The organism is Streptomyces sp. NPDC048057 (genome assembly GCF_040653095.1).
Taxonomy (GTDB): domain Bacteria; phylum Actinomycetota; class Actinomycetes; order Streptomycetales; family Streptomycetaceae; genus Streptomyces.
The window spans coordinates 222,334-246,168 of the sequence record NZ_JBEZNF010000002.1 but is presented as its reverse complement, the minus strand read 5'-3'; the positions used below and the strand labels follow the sequence as shown (position 1 = coordinate 246,168).

Annotated in this window: 21 protein-coding genes; 11 read left to right on the top strand and 10 right to left on the bottom strand. The window is 72.3% G+C overall.

Annotation, left to right across the window (positions count from 1 at the left end; all coding sequences use genetic code 11):
• Positions 1-172 precede the first annotated feature (172 nt).
• Positions 173-2,200: a M64 family metallopeptidase gene (locus AB0E05_RS03220; RefSeq protein WP_361957888.1), complete on the top strand. Its 2,028-nt coding sequence runs from the start codon at positions 173-175 to the stop codon at positions 2,198-2,200.
• 235 nt (positions 2,201-2,435) lie between these two features.
• On the opposite strand, the gene AB0E05_RS03215 is transcribed toward AB0E05_RS03220, so the two are convergent.
• Together AB0E05_RS03215 and AB0E05_RS03210 are read right to left on the bottom strand one after the other, a co-directional pair.
• Positions 2,436-2,672 carry a DUF397 domain-containing protein gene (locus AB0E05_RS03215; protein WP_361533000.1) on the bottom strand — a complete coding sequence of 79 codons (237 nt, stop codon included), beginning with the start codon at positions 2,670-2,672 and terminating at the stop codon, positions 2,436-2,438.
• A complete protein-coding gene (locus tag AB0E05_RS03210; protein ID WP_361957884.1) occupies positions 2,673-3,533 on the bottom strand; it encodes a helix-turn-helix transcriptional regulator in 861 nt (286 codons plus the stop codon). It abuts the gene before it with no gap.
• Positions 3,534-3,659: 126 nt separating this feature from the next.
• On the opposite strand from AB0E05_RS03210, the gene AB0E05_RS03205 reads away from it, so the two are divergent.
• The 3 genes from AB0E05_RS03205 (at position 3,660) to AB0E05_RS03195 (ending at position 5,059) form a co-directional block, all read left to right on the top strand.
• The gene (locus AB0E05_RS03205) at positions 3,660-4,151 is read left to right on the top strand and encodes an ATP-binding protein (protein WP_361957881.1); all 492 of its coding nucleotides are present in this window, start codon (positions 3,660-3,662) and stop codon (positions 4,149-4,151) included.
• A 167-nt stretch (positions 4,152-4,318) separates the two neighbouring features.
• Positions 4,319-4,672 (top strand): hypothetical protein, encoded by a 354-nt coding sequence (locus AB0E05_RS03200; RefSeq protein WP_361958154.1) that lies wholly within the window; start codon positions 4,319-4,321, stop codon positions 4,670-4,672.
• A 93-nt stretch (positions 4,673-4,765) separates the two neighbouring features.
• The gene (locus AB0E05_RS03195) at positions 4,766-5,059 is read left to right on the top strand and encodes a hypothetical protein (protein WP_361957878.1); all 294 of its coding nucleotides are present in this window, start codon (positions 4,766-4,768) and stop codon (positions 5,057-5,059) included.
• A gap of 467 nt (positions 5,060-5,526) precedes the next feature.
• Here AB0E05_RS03195 and AB0E05_RS03190 read toward each other — a convergent pair whose 3' ends face one another.
• On the bottom strand, positions 5,527-6,444 hold the full coding sequence (locus AB0E05_RS03190; protein ID WP_361957875.1) for a transcriptional regulator: 918 nt from the start codon (positions 6,442-6,444) through the stop codon (positions 5,527-5,529).
• 381 nt (positions 6,445-6,825) lie between these two features.
• On the opposite strand from AB0E05_RS03190, the gene AB0E05_RS03185 reads away from it, so the two are divergent.
• From AB0E05_RS03185 to AB0E05_RS03175, 3 genes are all read left to right on the top strand, one after another.
• Complete coding sequence (locus AB0E05_RS03185; protein WP_361957872.1) at positions 6,826-7,509, top strand: helix-turn-helix transcriptional regulator; 684 nt, start codon at positions 6,826-6,828, stop codon at positions 7,507-7,509.
• A gap of 97 nt (positions 7,510-7,606) precedes the next feature.
• On the top strand, positions 7,607-8,137 hold the full coding sequence (locus AB0E05_RS03180; RefSeq protein ID WP_361958151.1) for a toxin-antitoxin system, toxin component: 531 nt from the start codon (positions 7,607-7,609) through the stop codon (positions 8,135-8,137).
• A 5-nt stretch (positions 8,138-8,142) separates the two neighbouring features.
• Entirely contained in the window at positions 8,143-9,441 is a 1,299-nt protein-coding gene (locus tag AB0E05_RS03175; RefSeq protein ID WP_361957869.1) for an ROK family protein, read from the top strand.
• A gap of 57 nt (positions 9,442-9,498) precedes the next feature.
• Here AB0E05_RS03175 and xylA read toward each other — a convergent pair whose 3' ends face one another.
• A complete protein-coding gene (gene xylA / locus AB0E05_RS03170; RefSeq protein ID WP_361958148.1) occupies positions 9,499-10,662 on the bottom strand; it encodes a xylose isomerase in 1,164 nt (387 codons plus the stop codon).
• Positions 10,663-10,842: 180 nt separating this feature from the next.
• On the opposite strand from xylA, the gene xylB reads away from it, so the two are divergent.
• From xylB to AB0E05_RS03150, 4 genes are all read left to right on the top strand, one after another.
• Entirely contained in the window at positions 10,843-12,324 is a 1,482-nt protein-coding gene (gene xylB, locus AB0E05_RS03165) for a xylulokinase (protein WP_361957866.1), read from the top strand.
• A 245-nt stretch (positions 12,325-12,569) separates the two neighbouring features.
• Positions 12,570-13,448, top strand: coding sequence for a hypothetical protein (locus AB0E05_RS03160; RefSeq protein ID WP_361957863.1), 879 nt, complete (start codon positions 12,570-12,572; stop codon positions 13,446-13,448).
• Positions 13,449-13,615: 167 nt separating this feature from the next.
• Positions 13,616-14,086, top strand: coding sequence for a TrkA C-terminal domain-containing protein (locus tag AB0E05_RS03155; protein WP_361957860.1), 471 nt, complete (start codon positions 13,616-13,618; stop codon positions 14,084-14,086).
• 3 nt (positions 14,087-14,089) lie between these two features.
• Positions 14,090-15,424 (top strand): cation:proton antiporter, encoded by a 1,335-nt coding sequence (locus tag AB0E05_RS03150; RefSeq protein WP_361957857.1) that lies wholly within the window; start codon positions 14,090-14,092, stop codon positions 15,422-15,424.
• 77 nt (positions 15,425-15,501) lie between these two features.
• On the opposite strand, the gene AB0E05_RS03145 is transcribed toward AB0E05_RS03150, so the two are convergent.
• From AB0E05_RS03145 to kdpF, 6 genes are all read right to left on the bottom strand, one after another.
• Positions 15,502-17,280, bottom strand: coding sequence for an ABC transporter ATP-binding protein (locus AB0E05_RS03145; protein ID WP_361957854.1), 1,779 nt, complete (start codon positions 17,278-17,280; stop codon positions 15,502-15,504).
• The gene (locus tag AB0E05_RS03140) at positions 17,277-19,067 is read right to left on the bottom strand and encodes an ABC transporter ATP-binding protein (protein ID WP_361957851.1); all 1,791 of its coding nucleotides are present in this window, start codon (positions 19,065-19,067) and stop codon (positions 17,277-17,279) included. The genes AB0E05_RS03145 and AB0E05_RS03140 overlap by 4 nt, the downstream gene beginning before the upstream one ends.
• A 95-nt stretch (positions 19,068-19,162) precedes the next feature.
• On the bottom strand, positions 19,163-19,840 hold the full coding sequence (locus AB0E05_RS03135) for a potassium-transporting ATPase subunit C (protein ID WP_361957848.1): 678 nt from the start codon (positions 19,838-19,840) through the stop codon (positions 19,163-19,165).
• Positions 19,841-19,845: 5 nt separating this feature from the next.
• The gene (gene kdpB / locus AB0E05_RS03130; protein ID WP_361957845.1) at positions 19,846-21,951 is read right to left on the bottom strand and encodes a potassium-transporting ATPase subunit KdpB; all 2,106 of its coding nucleotides are present in this window, start codon (positions 21,949-21,951) and stop codon (positions 19,846-19,848) included.
• Positions 21,948-23,636 carry a potassium-transporting ATPase subunit KdpA gene (gene kdpA / locus AB0E05_RS03125; protein WP_361957842.1) on the bottom strand — a complete coding sequence of 563 codons (1,689 nt, stop codon included), beginning with the start codon at positions 23,634-23,636 and terminating at the stop codon, positions 21,948-21,950. The genes kdpB and kdpA overlap by 4 nt, the downstream gene beginning before the upstream one ends.
• Before the next feature lie 7 nt (positions 23,637-23,643).
• Positions 23,644-23,733, bottom strand: a complete 90-nt coding sequence (gene kdpF, locus AB0E05_RS03120) for a K(+)-transporting ATPase subunit F (protein WP_328624913.1) — start codon at positions 23,731-23,733, stop codon at positions 23,644-23,646.
• Positions 23,734-23,835 lie beyond the last annotated feature (102 nt).

The following is a 23,835-nucleotide window of genomic DNA, read 5'->3' as shown; positions in this document are numbered from 1 at the left end:
GACGGGGGACACGGCTCCCGCGTACGGCGCCGTGGGCGGCACCGGTGCGGTGACGGCGGGTCGGGTGCGCGCCGAGACGGCGCACGGGGGCGCCACCTGGGCGCGCCCGGGCGGCCCGATGGCAACTTCCCGCTCTTTACGCCCCCTTGGGACCGTCCTACGCTCCGGCGCCATGGGCCGATCCAGCACAGCCAGCGCAGGTCGCCATCACACCCCGTCGCTCACTGCCAGCTCAGGTCGCCACCGCAGCCCGTCGTCCACCGCCCGCACGGGTCGCCGCCGCGGCCTGCCGTTCACCGCCCGCGCGCCGCGCCGCCGCGTCCCGTCGTTGCTCGTCGCCGCGGGTGCGCTGCTGGCCGGCTGTCTGCTGGGCGCCGCTCCCCCGGCCGTCGCCGCACCGGCAGCGCCCGCGGCCACCGTCGTCCCGCTCCAGGTCACCGGCCCCGCCGAAGACCGCTTCAACCTCGTCGTCCTGGGCGACGGCTACACCGCGGCCGAACTCCCGGCCTTCCGGGCGGACGTGGACCGTCACCTGAACGTCCTGTGGTCGGTGGAGCCGTTCGCCTCGTACCGCTCGTACGTGAACGTGTGGGCGGTGGAGGCGGCGTCCGCGGAGTCCGGGGTGGACTGCGACCCCCGGCTGGACTCCCCGCGCCGCGACACCGTGCTCGGGATGGGCTTCTGGGGCCTGTGCCGGGCGGACGCACCCCAGCGCGCGCTCCAGGTCGACCCGCGGGCCGCCGACGCCCTCGCCGCCCTGGTGCCCGGCGCGACCGCCGCCAACCGCCAGGTCCTCGCGCTCGCCAACAGCGCCACGTACGGCGGCACGGGCGGCACCTACGCCACCGCGTCCGGCAGCAACGCCCTCTCGCCCCTGATCACCCCGCATGAACTCGGCCACACCCTCGGCGGTCTCCAGGACGAGTACGACTACTACCAGCGCGCGGTCCCCGGCGGCACCCACCAGGGCGGCGAGCCCCGCTCCGCGCACCACACCGTGCTCACCGAGCGGGAGATGCGTGAGCAGCGTGCCAAGTGGTGGCGCTGGCTGGGCGAGGAGAGCGAGTCCGGCGGCGTCATCGGCCGGTACGAGGGCGGTCTGTACGCCACCAAGGGCGTCTGGCGGCCCAGTCGGCACTCCGGGATGAAGACCCTCGGCTACGCCTTCGACCAGGTCTCGCGCGAGGTGCTGGTGCAGAAGATCGCCGGCAAGGTGGACCTCGTCCAGGGGCACGCGCCGAACGCGGCACCGGTCGGCGCCGACCGCACCCTGTGGGTGGACACGCTGCACCCCCGCCGTGACGAATTGACGGTGGTGTGGCGCGTGGACGGCCGGCCGCTGCGCGGCACCGGGAACGCCCGCACCCTCGATCTGCGGGCCCTGGACCTGGCGGAGGGCGCCCACACGGTGTCGGCCCGGGTCACCGACCCGACGCCGTTCGTCCGGGACCCGGCGATCCGGAACTCGGCCGCCCTGACCCGTACGGTCTCCTGGACTGTCGACACCACCACCGCCGTACGGACCCCGCACGAGCAGGTCCCCGCCGCCTTCACCACGCACACGGACACCGCCGCCCCCGTCGGCGCCGACGCGATCGTGTACGCGGACACCACCCACCCCTCGGACCGGACCCCGGCCGTGCGCTGGAGCCTCGACGGCCGTCCGGTGGCCAACCCCGGCAACGACCGGGACCTGGACCTCGGCGCGCTGCGGCTGCGCCCGGGCACGCACCGGCTGACGGCGCGGATCGCCGGCACGGACGCCGTGCTCGGGTGGACGGTGGACGCGACGCCGGCGACCGCGCGGTACGAGCTGTCCGAGCCGCTGCGTCGCACGACCCGGCCGGGCCGCCCGGCCGAGTACGTCTACGACAGGCCCTTCACGATGCGGCTCACCGCGCGCGACGACCGGGACGGGCACGTCGTGAGCCAGTTCCGGGTGAACGGCGACGGCTGGCAGACCTACTACGGCTGGCCGACCGGCGCCGACGCTCCGTATCTGTTCACTCCGGGCGGCACGGACGTCGACGGCCTGGTGTACGGCAAGCTCGGCCGCGTCCGCGTGGTCCCGTGGGACGACGCGACGCCCGACTACGGAACGCACACGATCGAGTACCGAACCCTGGACGCGGCGGGCAACACCTCGAAGGCGGGGCGCTTCCTGGTGACCCTGGTGCCGCCCGGTGGCGGTACGACGTAGCAGGTCAGCGGGGCGGAAACGACGAACGGCGTGCGGGTTGCTGTCCCGCACGCCGTTTCTTCACGCTGCGCTCCAGGAGCGCTCTTCCCCGGAAGGGGGAGGACGGACGCGATAAGTGTCCGTCGGGCCCGCCGGATAACGGGCCGTCGGTGGTGCTGGTGGTGGTGCGGGTGCCGGTGGATGCGTCGATGGAAATCACAACCCTGCGACTCGGAGGGAGAGCCCGTGAACGGGCTCAGGTCAGCAGGAAGTCGGCCTTGCCCGACTTGGCCCCCTGGATGAACGCGGCGATCTCACCCGGGGTGTAGATCAGCGCGGGACCGTCGGGGTCGGCGGACTGCCGCACGGCCACCCGGCCGTCGGCCAGCTTCATCGTCTCGAAGCAGTTTCCGCCGTTCCCGCCGCTCCACGGCTTGTGCCAGCCCACATCGCCCAGCTCGTGGGCCGGCATGCCGTTGTATATGTGATCCATTCACAGCTCCTTGCGGAGATCGTTGAGGATCTCCTTCGTGCGTTGTGCAGTCGCGGCCTGAGCCGCCATGCGGTCCAGGACCTCCAGGTGCGAGGCCACCTCCGGACGTGCGTCGAGGTACACGGCGCCGCTGAGGTACTCGCTGTAGACCATGTCCGGGAGCTCGGGGACGGCGAACCGGAACAACACGAACGGCCCGTAGGTGCCGGGGTGGTGTCCGGACGCGAACTCCGCGATCTGCAGGGTGACATGGGGCAGTTCGGCGCCTTCGAGCAGCCGGTCGACCTGCGCCCGCATGACGCCGGACCCGCCGACGGGTCTACGGAAGACCGTCTCGTCCATGATCACCCACAGTCTGGGTGCATCGGGTTGCAGCAACAGGGACTGCCGCTCCATCCGCAGCGCCACATGCCGCTCGATGTCCTCGGGATCGGTCTGACCGACGGCTCCGCTGAGCATGATCGCCCGTGCGTAGTCCTCGGTCTGCAGCAGACCGGGCACGAAGTGCGGCTCGTACGCCCTGATCAGGCTCGCAGCGCCCTCCAGGCTGACGTACATGCTGAACCAGCCGGGCAGGACGTCGTGGAACCGCTGCCACCACCCGGGCTTGTTCGCCTCCTCCGCCAGCTCGATGAAGCCGCGCGCCTCCTCCTCGCTGATCCCGTAGGCGTCCAGGAGCAGCTGGACGTACGGGATCTTCAGTGCGACCTCGGCGGTCTCCATGCGGCGAATGGTGCCCGCGGCGACGCGGAGGACCTTCGCGGCCTCCTCGCGCTTGAGTCCGGCGCGTTCCCGCAGGTCCTGCAGGCGCTTACCGAGGACGACCTGCCCCACCGTGGGGGCGGACCGCGGTTCACTCACTTCGAAGACCTCCCCACGTGCTGATGCGAGCAGTCTGCCACGCACCCAGTGTCGCTGAATATGCCCACTCTGAAAAATTCACAGTGGGCCTTGCCAAAATGTCGATTGCAGGGCGACAGTGGTCGTGTGAACCACGACACGCGCCACGCCCCACACCTGGACCCGTGCTCGGAGGCCGACCACCACCGGTACGGCTTCGAGCTCCCGGCGCGCGTCGAGTACGTGTCACGTGCACGCAAGCTCACCCGGCACCGGCTCGACTGCTGGGGCATAGCCGGCGACGTCCACGACACCGCGATGCTCGTGATGTCCGAGCTGGTGACGAACGCGGTCGTGCACAGCGGGAGCCATCTCATCTCCTGTGAGTTGTTGAACGACGTCAAGCACCTGCGGATCAGCGTGCGGGACCAGGGCTGTGCGCCCATGGGCCCGCACGTTTGCCATTCCCGGGCCGCCGAGGAGAGAGGCCGCGGGCTGCTGCTGGTGGAGACGGTGTCCGCCGCGTGGGGCGCGCACGCCTCCCAGCACGGCACCGGCCGCACTGTCTGGGCGGACCTCGCCCATCTGCACGTGCCGTACGGAACCACCTTCCCGCGGCCGGCGGAGCGGCCGTGCTGAGGCACCTCGCGGCCTTCCTGCGCACCGGGGGCCCGCACCCGGGGGGGTCGGCCGGCACGACGCCCCGCCCGACCCCGCCCCGTACGGGGCGCGCGTCCCGCACCTCCCGGGGCCACCGCACCCCCCTGAGCACCGGACTCACCGCCGGCACCGGGGACGTCGCCCCCCTGGTCCGGCTCGCCCTGCCGGCGACGATCGTGCCCACCCTCGGCTGTGACGCGGTGGGCGTGCCCGCCCGCTACGGCTTCCGCCTGCTGGCGCGGCTCCCGCGCAACGGCTGCGTGTTCGCCGACGCCGACTGGTGGTGGTGGATCGTCCCCGCCGGCTCCGACCAGGAGCTGACCTGGCCGCTGCCCGCCCACTACGCCGAGGGGGCGTACGTACCGGCCGACCGACCGCGACTCATCCACTGGCCCGACGACGACAGCCCCTACACCCCGCCCATCCCGCTCTATCTGATGGCCTGCCAACTCACCGGCACCGCACCCCTGTGGCGGGTCGGCGTCGGCGGCCGGGCCTAGGCCGCCATGACCGTCGTGACCAACGACGCAGCCGTGGCCGTCGATCCGACGTCCGGGCACCCGGGCGAGGCGGGGACGGATAGGCTTTTGCGCATGTCGGAAGCCAACTCCGCCCCTGAACGGCAGGGGCTCACACCACGCCAGGCCCGCCGGGTGCGGATCGCCCTCTCCGCGATGATCATGATCGCGGTCGGTGCGGTCCTCACCCTCCGGCTCGGCAGCACGCACTCGGTACTGACGATGGGCTTCTACGGCGTCGCGCTGATCCTCTCGGGCAGCGCGCTGGTGCTCAGCAAGGCGGGACGCACACGCGTGGCCACCGCGGTCCTCGGCGCCGGGGTCGCTCTGGTGCTCGTCGCGGAGTGGGCCGTGGCGTCGCTGCGCTGAGCAGCCACGAGCGGCCGTGGTACCACGGGGAACCACGGTCCACGGGGGAATGGGGGAAGGGGGAGAGGTCCAGGCCCCGGCACGGGGAAGGCGGGGGCCTGGACCTCGTCGGTACGGAACCATGCGGCGCGTCTTTCAGCGGGTCCGCGGGCAACTGGCCGACGGACGGCGGGCGGGGGCATCGAACGGTCGAGGAAAGACGGGCGCGGGCTCACCGCCGGCGCGCGGGGCGAGCGCCACGGGGCTGCGCGGTTCAGCGTCCGCACGCCGAAGGGCACATCACCCTTCGAAGGTGCCCGGATGGGCCGGGGAGCCTGCCCGGCGGGGGCGTCACACGCCTGACGCCGTGCGGCGACGTCGTGGTGGAGCCGCCCGCTGGTCCAGGGGTCTGCTGTGACATGCAGTCATGTTCCTGGTCCGGCCCGGTCATGACAAGGGTCGAGCCGGGTGGAACGTCCAGTTCCGCGTCAGGTGCCGGAGACGGCCCTCAGATGGGACTTGCCGCGGCGGACGTCGGGCGTGCCCGCGTGCCGGGGCTCGCGGAGCACCAACGTCATCCGGGTGTACCCGTCGTCCTGGAGCGTGCCCGGGGTCTCGTCCACGATGCGGCACTCGGCGTGGCCCCAGCCCGGGTCGGGGTGGTACACGGTCCGGACCGCGCCGTCGTGGTGGACGGCTGCCGCACCGGTCGCCCGGACCCAGTGCGGCAGCCCGAAGCGGTAGGCGGCGTCCATGATCGGGTCGTCCTCGATGTCCTTGCGAATGGCCTGAAGCACTCCGTCGTCCGCCCACCGTTCGAGGGCGGATTCGAGCTGGGCCAGCAGCGGCAGGCACCAACTCGTCTCGCGGTCGCCGAGCACCGAGCCCGCTTCCGGGTGGAAGAGCACGAACCGCAGGAAGTTCTGGTCCGGCATGGCGGTGGGGTGGGGGCCGATGCCCCGGAACAGCGCCTGGAACGCCGGGTTCACATGGGCCACGTCCCAGCGCCGGTCGAAGAGCACCGACGGCAGCGGCACCGCGTCCATCATCGTGGCGTAGTCGCTCAAGTACGCGCGGGTGGCGGCGTCCAGGGAGGGGGCGTCGTCGATCGAGTCGGACGGCGCGGCCACCGAAGGGAAGGGGAACAGCGGTCCGACCGGGGTGCGGTACGGAAACGCGGGTCCGGACGGACGGGCGGGCCCCAGCGGGACGGTCGTGGACGCCGGGGACACCGGCGACGGCGGCATCTCGCGGTCGACCGCGAGCCGGAACAGCCAGCCGCCCTGCTGGTCGGTCATCTCCAACGCCTTGACGAGCGCGGCGAGTCTGTCCTCGGTCCACTCGTGGGCGGGGGTGCGCTCCCACACGTCGTACGTGCCGGCGCTGATCTCCAAACGGGCCGCCATGTCGTCCGGGGTCAGCCCGAGCTCTTCCCGCCGGCCCCGCACAAGGTCGGCGAACCTCCTCGTCCTGAGGGTGCCGCGGCCTGTACCCGCGCACCCCCTGCGCCCGTGGACACCAGGACGGTTGATCTCCGCCTCATGTGTCATCGAGAACGCCACCCTTCCCGAAGTCCTGCCGCGGCGGCGTCATTCGATCTTTACTCCGCCCTTGGTGATCCTGCGCCTCTTCTCAAGCACATGTCAACTATCGTGGCATTCCCCGCCAGGGTTGGCCTATATCCCGCCACAGCTGTGGCAAAACGTGGCTCCAGAAGCCCGAAACGGTTAATCTCCCCGGAGCCAACTGTGTGCGGAGCCCTCTCGCGTGATCTAGGAGACCTACTGGTGACAGACGGCTTCTCGGTTCCGGGTCCGGCAGCCGCGGACATTCTGACGGCATCCGTGGCCCGCGTCGCCGAACTCGCGGACCGACTCGGTCTGAGTCGCGACGAGGTCTTCGGCGTGGAGCAACTCTCTGAGGCGTCCGGCGTGCCCGCCCCGGTGGTCACCGCACTGCTCGACGGGCGCTCCGCGGGCGAGCCCGACCTCCAGGCGCGCTTCCTGCAACGCCTCGACATGCTGCGCCGCACACGGCTGAAGGGGAACGGCCGCCGCTACACCCAGCAGGAGATCGCCGACGGCGCCGGGATGTCCCGGCAGCAGGCCGGCGCCCTGATCAACGGCGACCGCCGCCCCACCATGGAACACTGTGACGCGATCCAACGGTTCTTCGGCGTCCACGCCGGATTCCTCACCGCCGACGACACGGACGCCCTGCACGGCGCGCTCCAGCGCACGGAACAGCGGCTGCTCCAGGACTACGCCGGGGACGGCGACCCGCTGGAGCGGCTGCTCCAGGACCACGGCGTGCGCGGCATCGCCTGGCGCGCCGCGCAGCTCCCGACCGACAAGCACCGCGACAAGGTGACCGAATGGCTCGACATGCTCCTGGAGAGCGTCAAGCCGACAGAGCCGCGAGAATCGGCCGATTCCCAGGATGAGGACAGCGCCAACCCGACGGAAACCTGACTTCAGAAAGGGCGCCTGTCCGCGACAGGATTTCCGGACACGGTCGACGGCCGCGGAAGCTGACGGGGAGAGGAGAACGGTGAGCATTGGCAAGGAGATGCGTCGGCTCTGCGGCGAGTTGGTCGCGGGGATCGACCTGCCCGCGCCCGCGGACCCCGCCGATCTCTACACGGCCCTGTGCAGCGGCATGAGCCGCCACCGCGGCCGGCCGGTGCGCTACCGCACGGCCGTCTTCCCGCCGGGCACCGCGAGCGGGCTCTGGCTCGACATGACCGACCAGGACCTCGTCGTCATCGAGGAGCGCACCGCGCCCGACCACCAACTCGTCATTCTCGGCCATGAGTTGTGGCACATGAAGGCCGGTCACTGCAGCCATCACATCGAGGGCGCCGCCGTCGCAGCCCGGCTGCTGAGCGACGAGGCCGACCTCCAGGACACCGTCCTCAAGGTCGCCGCCCGGACCCGGTTCGACCAGTCCGAGGAGAACGAGGCGGAGAGCTTCGGCCTGCTGCTCGGCAGCAAGTGCCGCTCCTGGCTGGCGGGTTCCTCCGCGCGCGGGCCGCGCTGCCGCGACGGCCTCGCCGGACGCATCGAGGCGTCCCTGGGATATCGCGGACCCCAGGGCTGACCCGCATGCACAGAGCCACGCGCACGGCGCGGGCGGGCCGCACCGCCGCACCGCCCGTCGCCGGGACGACCGGGAGCCGCGCCCCCTCGGAGTCGAAGGCCGGTCGGGACACCGTGCGCCGGCACAACCTCAGTCTGGTGCTGCGGGCGGTGCGGGACGCCGGCGAGATCACCCGGGCGGGGGTGTCGGCCCGGGTGGGCCTGACCCGGGCTGCGGTCTCCTCCCTCGTGGAACAGCTCCTGGAGAGCGGTTTCCTGTCCGAGTCGGGGAAGAGCTTCAGCGGCCAGGCCGGTCGCCCCGGCACGGTCCTCAAGGTCTCCCGCACCGGCGTCGCCGGCCTCGGCGTGGAGATCAACGTCGATTACGTCTGCGTCTGCGTCGTCGACCTCGCGGGCACCGACCGGGTCCGGTTGGTGGAACACCTCGACAACCGCGGGGCCGCGCCGGCCCGGGTACTGGCGCGCGCCGCCCGCATCGCGACCCGCGCGCTCGGCTCGGCCGAGGAGCAGGACCTCCGCCCGGTGGGGGCCGCGCTCGCCCTGCCGGGACTGGTGTCCTCGGGCACGGTCCGGGCCGCCCCCAACCTCGGTTGGAGCCGCGTGCCCGCGGAGGACCTGTTCGCCGACGCGCTCGCCGGGCACCGCGCGAAGCTGCCCGCGCTGCCGGTGCGCTCCGAGAACGAGGCCAACCTGGCCGCCCTCGCGGAGCTGTGGTTCGGCGGGCTGGGCGAGGCCCGTACGTTCCTCTATCTCTCCGGGGAGATAGGTGTCGGCGGGGCCCTGGTGCTCGACGGCGAACTGCTGCGGGGCGCGCACGGCTTCGCCGGGGAGATAGGCCACGCCGTCGTCGCCCCCGACGGCCCCGAGTGCCGCTGCGGCTCGCGGGGGTGTCTTGAGCAGTACGCCGGCCAGTCCGCGCTGTTGCGCGCCGCGGGGCTCGACGAGACCGCCGGGGCGAGCGCCGTCGCCGAACTCGTCCACCGCGCCCGGGCCGGGGACGAGCGGGCGCTGACCGCGCTGACGCGGGCGGGGGTGATGCTCGGGCGGGTGCTGTCCGGCGCGGTGAACCTGTTCGACCCCGACGCCGTCGTCCTCGGCGGGATCTACCGGCCGCTGGTGCCCTGGCTCGCCCCGCCCGCCGCACGGGAGTTGGGCTCGCGGGTGGTGTCCGGGCTGTGGCCGCCGGGCGCGGCCCGGCTGCGGGCCTCCTCCCCCGCGGCGGACGCCGCCCGCGGCGCCGCCGCCCTGGTCGTGCAGGACGTGCTCACCGATCCGCTCACCTTCAGCAGCCGCACGGCGGGCTGACCCTTCCCGGCGGAGCGGGGCCGGACCACCGGGAAGGGTCAGGTCGAGCGCACCGGCTCAGGCGGTGCCGAGCAGGTGGTCCAGGGCCAGTTGGTCCAGTTCCTCGAAGCCCATGCCCCGGGCCGCCGCCGCTTCCGGGTCGAAGGTCTCGTACGCCGTGGGGTCGGCCAGCAGGCCCGCGAGCCCGTCCTCGGCGGTGGGCCGGGCCAACTCGTCCAGGCGGGCGGCGCGCAGCGCCTCCTTCACCCGGGGGTCGCCGCGGAAGGCGGCGGCGCGGGCCTTGAGGACGAGGTAGTTGCGCATGCACCCCGCGGCGGACGCCCACACGCCGTCGGCGTCCTCGGTCCGCGGCGGCTTGAAGTCGAAGTGCCGCGGCCCGGCGTAGCCGGCCATCTCCAAGAGGTCGACCAGCCAGAACGCGGAGCGCAGGTCGCCGGCGCCGAATCGCAGGTCCTGGTCGTACTTGATGCCGTTCTGGCCGTTGAGGTCGATGTGGAAGAGCTTGTCCGCCCACAGGGCCTGGGCGATGCCGTGCGGGAAGTTCAGCCCGGCCATCTGCTCGTGGCCCACCTCCGGGTTCACCCCGTACAGCCCCGGCCGCTCCAGCCGTTCGATGAACGCGAGGGCGTGGCCGACGGTGGGCAGCAGAATGTCGCCGCGGGGCTCGTTGGGCTTGGGTTCGATGGCGAAGCGCAGGTCGTAGCCCTGCTCGGTGACGTACGCGCCGAGCAGGTCGAACGCCTCCTTCATCCGGTCGAGCGCGACGCGGACGTCCTTGGCGGCACCGGACTCGGCGCCCTCGCGCCCGCCCCAGGCCACATAGGTCCGGGCGCCCAGCTCCACCGCGAGGTCGACGTTGCGGATCGTCTTGCGCAGGGCGTAGCGGCGCACGTCCCGGTCGTTGGCGGTGAAGGCGCCGTCCTTGAAGACGGGGTGGGTGAAGAGGTTGGTCGTGGCCATCGGCACCACGAGCCCGGTGGCGTCCAGCGCGGCACGGAACCGCCGTACGCAGCGGGCGCGTTCGGCGTCGTCGGCGCCGAAGGGGATCAGGTCGTCGTCGTGGAAGGTGACGCCGTACGCGCCGAGGTCGGCGAGGCGGTGCACGGCGTCGACGGGGTCGAGGGGCGGCCGGGTCGCGTCCCCGAAGGGGTCCCTGCCCTGCCAGCCGACCGTCCACAGGCCGAAGCTGAACTTGTCCTCGGGGGTGGGGGTGACGTCCACTTCGCTGCCCGCCTTCGTCATCCGTGTCCATCGTCCGTGGTCCATCGGGGTTTTGTTTTCTGCCCTGATAAATGATGCACACGGCACCCGGTTCACAGAAGACCTACAACATCTGTTGTTCCAGGACAGGTTGGCGTAATTTGTTCGCCGCCAGTCCAAATGGATCAGAGAGGTGGAGCGATGCCGGCTCAGGCTGTCGTCATCGGCGTGGACAGCTCTACGCAGTCGACGAAGGCGGCGTTCGTCGACGCGGCCACCGGTCGGACGCTCGCCGTCGGCCGCGCCCCGCACGAGGTGACCGGCGAGCGGGGCGCGCGCGAGAGCGACCCCGAGGAGTGGTGGCAGGCGCTGCGGGATGCGGTGGGGGCCGGGCTGAAGGAGTGCGGGCTTCCTGCCTCCGCGGTGACCGGGATCGCGGTCGCCGGGCAGCAGCACGGCCTGGTCGCCATGGACTCCGCGGGCCGGCCGGTGCGCCCGGCGCTGCTGTGGAACGACACCCGCTCCGCGCCCCAGGCCGCCGCCCTGGCCCAGGCGCTCGGCGGGCCGGCGGCGTGGACCGCGCGCACCGGCTCCGTCCCGGTCGCCGCCGTCACCGCCGCCAAGTGGCGCTGGCTGTCCGAGCACGAACCCCGGGCGGCCGAGCGGACGGCGGCGGTGCGCCTGCCGCACGACTTCCTCACGGAACGACTCGCCGGCGTCGCCGCCACCGACCCCGGCGACGCGTCGGGCACCTGCTGGTACTCGACCGCGACCGGTGCGTACGACGCGGAGGTCCTCGACCTCATCGGGCTCGAAGCGGCCCTGTTGCCCGCGGTCGCACCCGGCGGCGGCAGCCGCGTCGGGGCGCTCACCGAAGCGGCGGCGCAGCACCTGGGGCTGGCTGCGGGCATCGCGGTCGCCGCGGGCACGGGCGACAACATGGCCACGGCGGTGGGCCTGGGGCTCGGCGCGGCCGGCGTGCTCGACCACCCGGTGCTCAGCCTCGGCACCTCGGGCACGGTCTTCACCGCGACGCGCACCCGGCCCGACTCCCCCGCGATCAACTCCTTCGCCGCGACGGACGGCACGTTCCTCCCGTTGGGCTGCACCCTGAACTGCACGCTCGCCGTGGACAAGGTCGCCGCCCTGCTCGGGCTGAGCCGGGACACCGCGGAGGCGGGCGGGGAGCTGGTCCTGCTGCCGTACCTCGACGGCGAGCGGACGCCGAACCTGCCGCACGCCGCCGGGCTCCTCACCGGGCTGCGCCACACCACGAGCCGTCAGCAGGTGCTGGGCGCGGCGTACGAGGGCGCCACGGTGTCGGTGCTGCGGGCGCTCGACGAGGTGCTGCGCGCCAGCGGCCTCGACCCGGCGGACCCCTCCGTCGCCGGGCGTCCCCTGCGTCTGGTCGGGGGCGGTGCCCGGGGGCGTTACTGGGTGGAGACGGTCCGTCGGCTCTCGGGCCGTCCGCTGCTGGTGCCCGAGGCCACGGACCTCACCGCGCTCGGGGCCGCCGCGCTCGCCGCCGCTGCCGCGACCGGCGAGGACCCGGTGGCCGTCGCCACCCGCTGGCAGTCGAAGACGGGGCGCACGACCGAGTGGCCCGCGGTGGAACGCGACGTCGAGACCTGGCAGCGCGTCACCTCGGTCCTGGAGCGCTGCACGGACGCCCCCTCGGGCTGACGCGGCGTGCCCGGGAGGTGCCGCCGTACCCCGAACCGTTCCCCACCTGGGCCGTTGTCCCGCGCCCGAGCACGATCGTTGACATGTCTGCTTCCTGTAACGGCCCGGTCCGGGCCTGACGACACCCCTTTTGCGGCGCCGCCGCCTCGGACCAGAGTGGTTCCCGCGAACTGACGAGCCGGGCCCGACCGACCGAGCGGCCCACACACGATTCGGGGAACCCCTCCATGCCTGCCGTGTTTTCCGTGAATTCCGCCCTCCGCACCAAGGCCGCCGTCGCCAGCGCCTTCCTCGCCGGCACGATGCTGTTGTCCGCCTGCGGCTCCGACACGAAGGACGGCGCGGACGCCAAGGGTTCGGACAAGTCGGGCTCGACGGCGCAAGCGGAGGGCGACGCGGCGAAGGCGGACGGGGTCAGCGGCACGTTCGCCGGCGGGACGATCAGCTATCTGGCGCCGGGCAAGCACGTCGTCACGGCCAAGGGGAAGGACCAGCAGTTCCTGGTCGCCGCCGACACCCAGGTGCTCGGCGCCGGCACCCTGTGCGGCGCGTACAACCCACGGGCGACGAACAAGTGCACCGTGGAGGACCTGGAGAAGGCCGTCAAGAAGGGCTCCGTCACCGCCGACGTGGTGATGGCGGACGGCATCGCCGTGAAGGTCACCGAGCGCGCCGCGCCCGACGGGGGCGCGCCCGACGAGGACGACGCGGCGACGCCACCGGGCCAGAACCAGAGCAAGGGCACGGACAAGAGCACCGGCGGGACCAAGGGCACGGACAAGGGGAAGGGTTCGAGCGGCACCCCCGGCACGAACGGCGGCAACGGCGGCAACGGCGGGGGCGGCAACACCGGCGGGGGCGTGAACGGCACCTGGTTCGGCAACGTGACCTTCGTCGCACCGGGCAAGTACGCCGTCAGCGGCCCGAAGAACGAGAGCCAGATGTTCTACATCGCCGTCGACACCAAGATCTGGGGGGCGGGTGACATCTGCGGCGACGAGCAGGGCCAGTCGGCAACGCTGTGCACCGAGGCCCAGTTGGAGTCCGTCGCCAAGAAGGGCGGGGTGTCCGCCGAGGTCGTCATCGAGAACGGCAACGCGGTGACGGTCACCGACGACCGCTGACGACGGCTGAGGACCACCGAGGCCCACTGTCGACAGGAGCCCGCCACCGCAACGCAACGACCCGCTCAGAACGCCCCCGTACTATATGCGTTCGTCGAACACAGATATCGCCCTGCTCACCTCGCGTCCGCGTCGTGGGCGGGGCAGGCACGCGCCGGGAGGCGACCATGGGCACCCGTCGGACCTCATTGCCGGGAGTCGGTACGCAGTACGACTTCACGACCGAGGCGGGACGGCACATCTCCGTCGTGGTGCACCACGACGGACGCCGCTTCCTCGGCTTCTACAAATCGGACGACCCCGACGCCTGCCAGTTGGAGGTGCCGTTGTCGTCCGAGGAGGCCACCGCGCTGGCGCACCTGATCGACCCGGCGCCGATCGACGCCGTACGGACGGACGGCATCGACCTCGTCACGGAGCACATCCAGATCGGGAACCGGTCCCCGTACGCGGGGCGGCTGCTCGGTGACACCCAGGCGCGCAGCCGGACCGGCGCCTCCATCGTCGCCGTGCTGCGGCGCACCGGTGCGCACCCGTCGCCGGGGCCGGACTTCCGCTTCGCCCTCGGGGACACGCTCGTCGCCGTCGGTACCCGTGAGGGCGTGGACGCGCTCGCCGAGATCGTTGCGGAAGGCTGATCAGTGCACGAGACCACCACCCTCCTCATCGAGCTCGGGGCGATCATCCTCGGGCTGGGGCTGATAGGCCGCTTCGCGGGCCGCATCGGGCTCTCCCCCATCCCGCTCTACCTGCTGGTGGGCCTGGCGTTCGGAGCGGGCGGACTGCTGCCGCTCAGCGCCAGCGAGGACTTCATCGCCGTCGGCGCGGAGATCGGCGTCATCCTGCTGCTGCTCCTGCTCGGTCTGGAGTACAGCGCGTCCGAACTGGTCGGCAGCCTCAAGACGCAGTACCCGTCGGGCGCGGTGGACTTCGTCCTCAACGCGCTGCCGGGCGCGGCGGCGGCGCTGCTGCTCGGCTGGGGCCCGGTGGCCGCGGTCGCCCTGGCCGGCGTCACCTGGATCTCGTCGTCCGGTGTGATCGCGAAGGTGCTGACGGACCTGGGACGGCTGGGCAACCGGGAGACCCCGGTGATCCTCGGCATCCTGGTGATGGAAGACCTGGCGATGGCGGTGTACCTGCCGCTGCTCACCGCCCTGTTGGCGGGCGTCGGGCTCGCCGGCGGCAGCATCACGCTGATGATCGCGCTGGGCACCGTGGGCATCGTGCTCTATCTGGCGCTGCGGCACGGCCGGCTCATCAGCCGGGCGGTCTCCTCGGACAACCCGGAGATGCTGCTCCTGGTGGTGCTCGGGCTGACGTTGCTGGTCGCGGGCATCGCACAGGAGCTTCAGGTGTCGGCGGCGGTCGGCGCCTTCCTGGTGGGCATCGCGCTGTCAGGGGAGGTCGCGGAGGGCGCGCGCAAGCTGCTGACGCCGCTGCGGGACCTGTTCGCCGCGGTGTTCTTCGTCTTCTTCGGACTGTCGACGAATCCGTCCGACATCCCGCCGGTGCTGCTGCCGGCGCTGCTGCTCGCGCTGGTCACCACCGCCACGAAGATCGCGACGGGTTGGTACGCGGCGGGCCGCGCCGGCATCGGTCCGCGCGGTCGGCTGCGTGCGGGCGGTGCGCTGGTGGCGCGCGGTGAGTTCTCCATCGTGATCGCGGGGCTCGCGGTGGCGTCGGAGCCGCGGATCGGTCCGATCGCCACGGCGTACGTCCTGATCCTGGTGATCCTCGGCCCGCTGGCGGCGCGCTGGGCCGAGCCGTGTTTGGCGCGGTTGTACGAGGCGCGCAAGCCGCAGCACGCGGCCGACGAGGCGAGCAGCGAGCGCCCCGAAGGCGCCGAGCAACCGGTTCAGCTCGACAAGCCCGACACTCTGGACGAGCTGGACGAGCTGGACGAGCCCGCCAAGGACGACGCCCGGGCTCGCGACGGGGGCGACCGTACCCCGACCGCGCAGGAAGAACCGGCGTAACTCCCCGAGGTCCTCCCGACGCGACCGGGCCGCCCCGCCGACAGCGCGCGGGGCGGCCCTGACTCTTTCGGGCGGGCTCAACGCGGTGTGCTGCCGTGCCAGGAGTCCCAGAGCGCCGCGTACGCGCCGCCCGCCGCGACCAGTTCGTCGTGGGTGCCGAGTTCGGTGAGGCGGCCGTCCTCCATCACCGCGACCCGGTCGGCGTCGTGCGCGGTCGTCAGGCGGTGGGCGACGGCGATGACCGTACGGCCCTTGAGGACGGCGGCGAGGGCGCGTTCCGCGTGCCGGGCGCTCCTCGGGTCCAGCAGCGCGGTCGCCTCGTCGAGCACGAGGGTGTGCGGGTTCGCCAGCACCACGCGCGCCAGCGCGAGCTGTTGCGCCTGGGCCCCGTCGGTGTGGTGACCGCCCGCGCCGAGTTCGGCGTCGAGGCCGCCGGGCAGTTCCACGGCCCACTGCGCGCCGACGGCGACGAGGGCCGCCGTCAGCTCGTCGTCGGTCGCGTCGGGCGCGGCGATCCGCACGTTGTCCCGGACCGTGCCGATGAAGACGTGGTGCTCCTGGGTGACGAGGACGACGTGCCGCCGTAGCTGTGCGGGGTCGAGGTCGGCCACGGGCACTCCGCCGACGCTCACCGTGCCGCCGTGCGGGGCGTCCAGACCGGCCAGCAGCCGGCCGAGGGTGGACTTGCCGGCACCGGACGGGCCGACGACGGCCAGGTGTTCGCCCGGTCGGACGGTGAGGTCGACCCCGCGCAGCACGTCCTCGCCGCCCTCGTACGCGAACCGGGCGCCGATGACCTCGATGCGGTCGCCTTCGGGGGTCGGCGAGGCGGTGGCGTCCGTGCGGGGGACGAGTGCGAGCCCTTCGACGCGGGCGAAGGAGGCACCGCTGCTCTGGAGCTGTTCGACCCGGTCCAGGACGGCTTCCAGGGGGTGGGCGAGTTGGCGCAGATAGAGCGCGGCAGCCACCACGGCGCCCAGGGTGACCGTGCCGCGGTCGACCAGGACGGCGCCCACCAGGAGCACCCCGGCGAGCGGGACGACCTGCGCGACGTCCACGCCCGGATAGAGCACCGAGCGCAGGAAGAGCGTCCGCAGCCGGGTGCGCACGCAGGTGTCGACGGCGTCCTGGGCGCCGTCGATCCGCTGGCGCTGGAGGCGGAGCGCCTCCACGGTGCGGGCGCCGGTGGCGGTGGCGGCGAGTTGTTCGGCCAGGTGGGAGTTGGCCTCCCCTTCGGCGAGGTAGCCGCCGAGCGCGTGCCGCAGGTACCAGCGCGTCACGAGCCAGCAGCCGAGGACGACGAGGAGCCCGAAGAGGCCGAGGAGCGGATCGAGTACGGCCAGCGCGCCGAGGATGAACAGCGCCTGGACGCCGTTGACGAACACGTCGGGCGCGGCGTCGCGCAAGGTGACGCCGAGGGCGGCGACGTCGGTGGTGCCGCGGGTGGTCAGGTCCCCGGTGCCGGCGCGTTCGACGACGGACGCGGGCGCGTTCAATGCACGGTCGGTGAACTCCTCCCGCACGTGCGCCAGCGCCCGCTCCCCGAAGCGGTAGCCGATGTGGCGCGCCCAGCGGGCCAGCAGGAGTTGGGCGAGGGCGAAGCCGAGGATGGTGAGGGCCAGCCGGTCCACGGTGGCGACCGGGGCGCCCGCGGTGACCTCGTCGACGATGTCGCCGAGCAGCCAGGGGCCGACGAGTCCGGCGCCGGCGGCGAGTGCGTTGAGCGCCATCATCGCGGCGAAGGGGCCGGGGGCGAGCCGTACCAGGCGCAGGGCGGCCCGGCTGACCTGGGCGGGCGTGGCGATCGGCAGCGTACGGCCGTTTGCCGTGGTGCCGGCTGCGGTGTCGGCGTTCACCGCACGACCTCCGGGGACTCCGCGCCGGCGCCCCCGGCGTCAGGACCGGTGTCGGGGTCGGACTCGTCGGTGCCCCGGGAGACCAGGCGCCGGTATCCGTCCTCGCCGTCGAGGAGTTCCCGGTGGCTGCCGGTGGCCACCACCCGCCCGTCGACCAGGTAGTGGACGGTGTCGGCCCGGTCCAGCACCAGCGGCGACGTGGTGGTGACCAGGGTCGTGCGGCCCGTCCGGGCGGCGCGCAGCCGCTCGGCGACGGCCGCTTCGGTGTGGGCGTCCAGCGCCGACGTCGGATCGAGAGCGAGCAGCGTCTCGGGTTCGGCGAGCAGCGCCCGCGCGAGCCGCACGCGCTGGCGCTGGCCACCGGACAGGTTGCGTCCGCGCGGTTCGACGAGGGAGTCCAGCCCGTTCGGCAGTCCGCGGACGACGTCCTCGGCGACCGCGGTGTGCAGGGCGCGGGCCAGGTCGTCCGCGGTGCGCTCGTGCCGTCCGGCGAGGACGGTGCGCAGCGGGCCGGTGAAGAGGTCGGCTTCGTTGTCGGCGACGAGGATGCGGGTGCGCACCCGGTCGAGGTCGATCGCGTCGAGCCGGACGCCGCCCCAGGTGGCGTCGGACGGGGTGAAGCGGCCGAGCCGGTCGACCACCAGCGCGCAGTCGGCGGGCCGGTCGCCGACGAGTGCGGTGAACCGACCGGGGTGGACGGTGACGCCGGACACGGGGTCGTGCAGGGCGGCGGGGGCCGCGGGCCCGCCGCCCGCTCCGGCTCCGGCTCCGGCTCCGGCGGATTGCGCCGTGTCGGGCTCCAACTCCAGGAAGCGCAGCACCCGGCGGGCCGCGACCAGGCCGCGGCTGATGTCGTCGCCGGCTTCGATGAGGAAGGCGACGGGGACGACGAGGACGGCCGTGTACCCGTACACGGCGATGAGTTCGCCGACGGTGATGTCGCCCTGCGCCGCCATCCGGGCCGCGAGCCAGGTCACCGCGGCGAGGAAGAGCGCGGGCAGCCCGATGCTGAGGGCCTCGATCCAACTCGTGACGGCGCCGACCCGGTGGCCCTGCTGCCGCAGGGCCTGTGACTCGCGCCGGTAGCGCTCGGCGTACGTCTGCTTGCCGCCGATGCCGTGCAGGACGTGCAGCCCGCCGACGATGTCGCCGAAGCGGGCGGCGAGCTTTCCCTGACGGTGGCGGTACGCGGCCTCCGCGCCCTGGAGCCGGCTGAGGAGCGGGCCGACGAGGAGCGCGATCAGGGGCGCGCCGAGCAGGACCACCGCGGCGAGCAGCGGGTCCACGGCGAAGAGCAGGACGGCCACGATGACGAAGGCGAGGGCCGCGCCGACGCCGGGGCCGGTGAAGGTGAGCGCTTCGGCCACGGCCCCGGCGTCCGCGAAGCCGATGGTGACGACCTCGCCGGCGCTGACGCGGCGTTGGAGGGCTGCGCCCAGCCGGGCGGAGTGGCGCACCACGACGCGTACGGTGCGGAAGGCCGCGTCCATGCGGATCTTCGTCATGGTGCGGTGTCGCAGTGCGCCGACGAGCGCGTTGGCGACGCCGACCGCGACGAGCACGCCGGCCCAGAGGACGACGTCGGACCGGTCGCCGTCCTTCAGTCCGTCGTCGATGGCCCGGGACAGCAGGTACGGCATGAGGGTGAGGCCGACCATCCACGCGCTGCCGAGCAGCGTGCCCGTGGCGACCCGCCGCTTCTGGCTGATCGCCAGCCACACCAGGTAGCGCCCGGGGCCACGGCGGTCCGGGGTGCCCGGGTCCGTGCTCTGCGACTGAAGCTGCATGCGCCACACCCTAGGGACGCCGGACGTGGGGATCATCTGAAAAACGGCGGGGGCGCGACCGGTCGTTGCCGGTCGCGCCCCTCGCCGCGATCAGGTCAGCCCTTCTGCGTCAGCTCCTTCAGGGCGACGTTCAGTTCGAGCACGTTGACCCTGGGCTCGCCGATGAAGCCGAGGATCCGGTCGCTGGTGTGGTCCTCGACCAGCTTCTCCACCCGGTCGACGTCGAGCTCGTTGCGCTCGGCGACGCGGCGGACCTGGATGTCGGCGTAGTCGGGCGAGATGTGCGGGTCGAGGCCGGAGCCGGACGAGGTCACCGCGTCCGGCGGGACGTCGGCGGCCTTCGGCTGCCAGTCCGCCGTGGTGTTGTCGGCGATCACGGCCGCCTTGGCCGTCTTCACCCACTCGATCAACTGCTTGCTGTCCCCGGCTCGGTTGGTGGCGCCGGACAGGATCAACGAGTACTGGGTGTTGACCGAGTTGCTGCCGAGGCCGTTGGAGGGCCGCGGCTGGAACCACCGCAGGTCGGGGCGTTCGGCCTCGTCGGGGTCGTTCGGGTCCTTCTTCGGCAGGTTGTACTTCTGGCCGATGAGGGAGGAGCCGACGACCTCGCCGTCGGAGGAGATCTCCGAGCCGTTGGCGTTGTCGTTGAAGAGGGCCTGGGCGACCCCGGTCACGGCGAGCGGGTAGAGGACGCCGCAGACGACGGTGAGGACGAGCAGGGCCCGCAGGCCCGCCGCGATCAGCCGTCCCGTGTTGCGTACGGAGGTGTTCATGGAGGTCACCCGATGCCAGGGATTGCGGAGATGATCAGGTCGATGAGCTTGATGCAGACGAACGGGGCGACGAGGCCGCCGAATCCGTAGACGGTCAGGTTGCGGCGGAGCATCTGGTCCGCGCTGCTCGGCCGGTAGCGCACGCCGCGCAGGGCGAGCGGCACCAGGGCGATGATGATCAGCGCGTTGAAGACGACCGCGGACAGGATCGCGGACTCCGGCGACGACAGCCGCATGACGTTCAGCGTGTCCAGACCGGGGTACGCGACGGTGAAGATCGCCGGGATGATGGCGAAGTACTTCGCCACGTCGTTGGCGATGGAGAAGGTGGTCAGGGCGCCCCGGGTGATCAGGAGCTGCTTGCCGATCTCGACGATCTCGATGAGCTTCGTCGGGTTGGAGTCGAGGTCGACCATGTTCCCGGCCTCCTTGGCGGCGGAGGTGCCGGTGTTCATCGCCACGCCCACGTCGGCCTGGGCGAGGGCGGGGGCGTCGTTGGTGCCGTCGCCGGTCATCGCGACCAGCTTGCCGCCCGCCTGCTCCCGCTTGATGAGCGCCATCTTGTCCTCGGGCGTGGCCTCCGCGAGGAAGTCGTCGACGCCGGCCTCCTCGGCGATGGCGCGCGCCGTCAGCGGGTTGTCGCCGGTGATCATCACCGTCCGGATGCCCATCCGGCGCAGCTCCTCGAAGCGGTCCCGCATGCCCTCCTTGACGACGTCCTTGAGGTGGATGACGCCGAGCACCCGGGCGCCCTCGCCGTCCTCGACCGCGACCAGCAGCGGGGTGCCGCCGGCGGTGGAGATCTCCTCGGTGAGCCCTTCGGCGTCGGGTCCGACCTCGCCGCCCTGCTCGCGCACCCAGGCCAGTACGGCGCCGGTGGCGCCCTTGCGGACCTTGCGGCCGTCGACGTCGACGCCGGACATCCGGGTCTGGGCGGTGAAGGGGATCCACTCGGCGTGCTGGAGTTCGCCCTGGTGGCGCTCGCGCAGCCCGTACTTCTCCTTGGCGAGGACGACGATCGAGCGGCCCTCGGGGGTCTCGTCCGCCAGGGACGACAGCTGGGCGGCGTCGGCGAGTTCGGCGGCGGTGCACCCGCGCACGGCCACGAACTCGGCGGCCTGCCGGTTGCCGAGGGTGATGGTGCCGGTCTTGTCCAGCAGCAGCGTGGACACGTCGCCGGCGGCCTCCACCGCGCGCCCGGACATGGCGAGCACGTTGCGCTGCACCAGCCGGTCCATGCCGGCGATGCCGATGGCGGAGAGCAGCGCGCCGATGGTGGTCGGGATCAGACAGACCAGCAGGGCGGCGAGCACGATCAGGGACGTCTGGTCGTCGGCGCCGGCGTAGACCGCGAACGGCTTGAGGGTGACGACGGCCAGCAGGAAGACGATGGTGAGCGAGGCGAGCAGGATGTTGAGCGCGATCTCGTTCGGCGTCTTCTGCCGTGAGGCGCCCTCGACCAGGCCGATCATCCGGTCGATGAAGGTCTCGCCGGGCTTGGTGGTGATCTTGATGACGATCCGGTCGGAGAGCACCTTGGTGCCGCCGGTGACCGCGCTGCGGTCACCGCCCGACTCCCGGATGACGGGCGCGGACTCGCCGGTGATGGCGGACTCGTCGACGGAGGCGACGCCTTCGACGACGTCGCCGTCGCCGGGGATGACGTCACCGGCTTCGCAGACCACCAGGTCGCCGATGCGCAGCTCGGTGCCGGGGACGCGCTCTTCGCGGCCCTCGGCCAGCCGGCGGGCGACGGTGTCGGTCTTGGCCTTGCGCAGGGTGTCGGCCTGCGCCTTGCCACGGCCCTCGGCGACGGCTTCGGCGAGGTTGGCGAAGACGACGGTGAGCCACAGCCAGGCCGTGATCGCCCAGCCGAACCAGTCCCCCGGGTCGCTCAGCGCGAGCACGGTCGTCACCACGGAGCCGACGAGCACCACGAACATCACGGGTGCCTTGACCATCACCCGCGGGTCGAGCTTGCGCACGGCGTCGGGCAGGGACTTCAGGAGTTGCCTGGGGTCGAACAGGCCCCCGCCGACGCGTCCCCCGTCCGGCTTGTGCCCGGTGGGCACGTCCGAGTGGGGTGCACGGGTCGGAGTGATCGTGCTCATGACGCGAGCCCTTCGGCGAGCGGACCCAGCGCCAGCGCCGGGAAGTAGGTGAGTCCGGTGATGATCAGGATGGTCCCCAGGAGCAAGCCGGTGAACAGCGGTTTCTCGGTGCGCAGGGTGCCCGCGGTGGCGGGGACCGGCTTCTGTTCGGCGAGCGAGCCGGCGAGCGCGAGGACGAACACCATCGGCAGGAAGCGGCCCAGCAGCATCGCGAGTCCGATGGTGGTGTTGAACCACTGGGTGTCGGCGTTGAGGCCGGCGAAGGCCGAGCCGTTGTTGTTGGCGCCGGAGGTGTAGGCGTACAGGATCTCGGAGAACCCGTGCGCCCCGGAGCCGCCGACCGCCATCTCGGCGGTGTTGGTCATGGAGTCCGGCGGGGTCGGCAGGGCGATCGCGAGTGCGGTGAAGCCGAGCACCAGCGTGGGCGTGACCAGGATGTAGCAGGCCGCCAGCTTGATCTCGCGGGTGCCGATCTTCTTGCCGAGGTACTCGGGCGTGCGACCGACCATCAGCCCGGCGATGAACACCGCGATGATCGCCATGATCAGCATGCCGTAGAGGCCGGAGCCGACGCCGCCGGGGGCGATCTCGCCCAGTTGCATGCCGAGCATCGCGATGCCGCCGCCGTAGCCGGTGAAGGACGACATGAAGCTGTTGACCGCGCCGGTGGAGGTGAGGGTGGTGGAGACCGCGAAGATCGACGAACCGCCGATCCCGAACCGGACCTCCTTGCCCTCGAAGGCGCCCCCGGCGTCCTGGAAGGCCGCGCCCGGGTGGGCGAACTCGGTCCACATCATCAGGGCGACGAAGCCGATCCAGATCAGCAGCATCGTGCCGAGGATGGCGTAGCCCTGCTTGACGTTGCCGACCATCCGGCCGAAGGTGCGGGTGATCGACAGCGGGATCACCAGGATGAGGAAGATCTCCAGCAGGTTGGAGAGCGGGTTCGGGTTCTCGAAGGGGTGGGCGGAGTTGGCGTTGAAGTAGCCGCCGCCGTTGGTGCCCAGCTCCTTGATGACCTCCTGGGAGGCGACCGCGCCGCCGTTCCACTCCTGGCTGCCGCCCATGAACTGGCCGACCTCGTGGATGCCGGCGAAGTTCTGGATCGCGCCCATGGACACCAGCAGGATCGCGCCGATCACGGCGATCGGCAGCAGGATGCGGACCACGCCGCGCACCAGGTCGCACCAGAAGTTCCCCAGCTCACCGGTGGCGCTACGGGCGAAGCCGCGCACCAGGGCGACGGCCACGGCCATGCCGACGGCGGCGGAGACGAAGTTCTGCACCGCCAGGCCGCCGGTCTGCACGACGTGGCCCATGGCCTGCTCGCCGTAGTAGGACTGCCAGTTGGTGTTGGAGACGAAGGAGGCGGCGGTGTTGAACGCCTGGTCGGGGTCGATCGACTGGAAGCCGAGCGAGCCCGGCAGCGCCCCCTGGAGGCGCTGGAGCAGGTAGAGGAAGAGGACCGACACGGCGGAGAAGGCCAGGACGCCCCTGAGGTAGGCGGGCCAGCGCATCTGAGCGGTCGGGTTGGCACCGATGGCCTTGTAGAGCCACTTCTCCCCGCGCAGGTGCTTGTCGGAGGAGTAGACCCGGGCCATGTAGTCGCCCAGCGGGCGGTGGACCAGGGCCAGCGCCACGATCAGCGCCAGCAGCTGGAGCACACCGGCAAGTACGGGACTCATATCGGGGCTAGAACCTCTCCGGGTACAGAAGGGCGAGGACGAGGTAGCCCAGGAGGGCGACGGCGACGATCAGGCCGACGACGTTTTCGACGGTCACAGCTTCGCCACCCCCTTGGCGATGAGAGCCACCAGCGCGAACACCGCGATCGTGGTGACGACGAAGGCCAGGTCGGCCATCGTGAACTCCTGCTCGGATCGG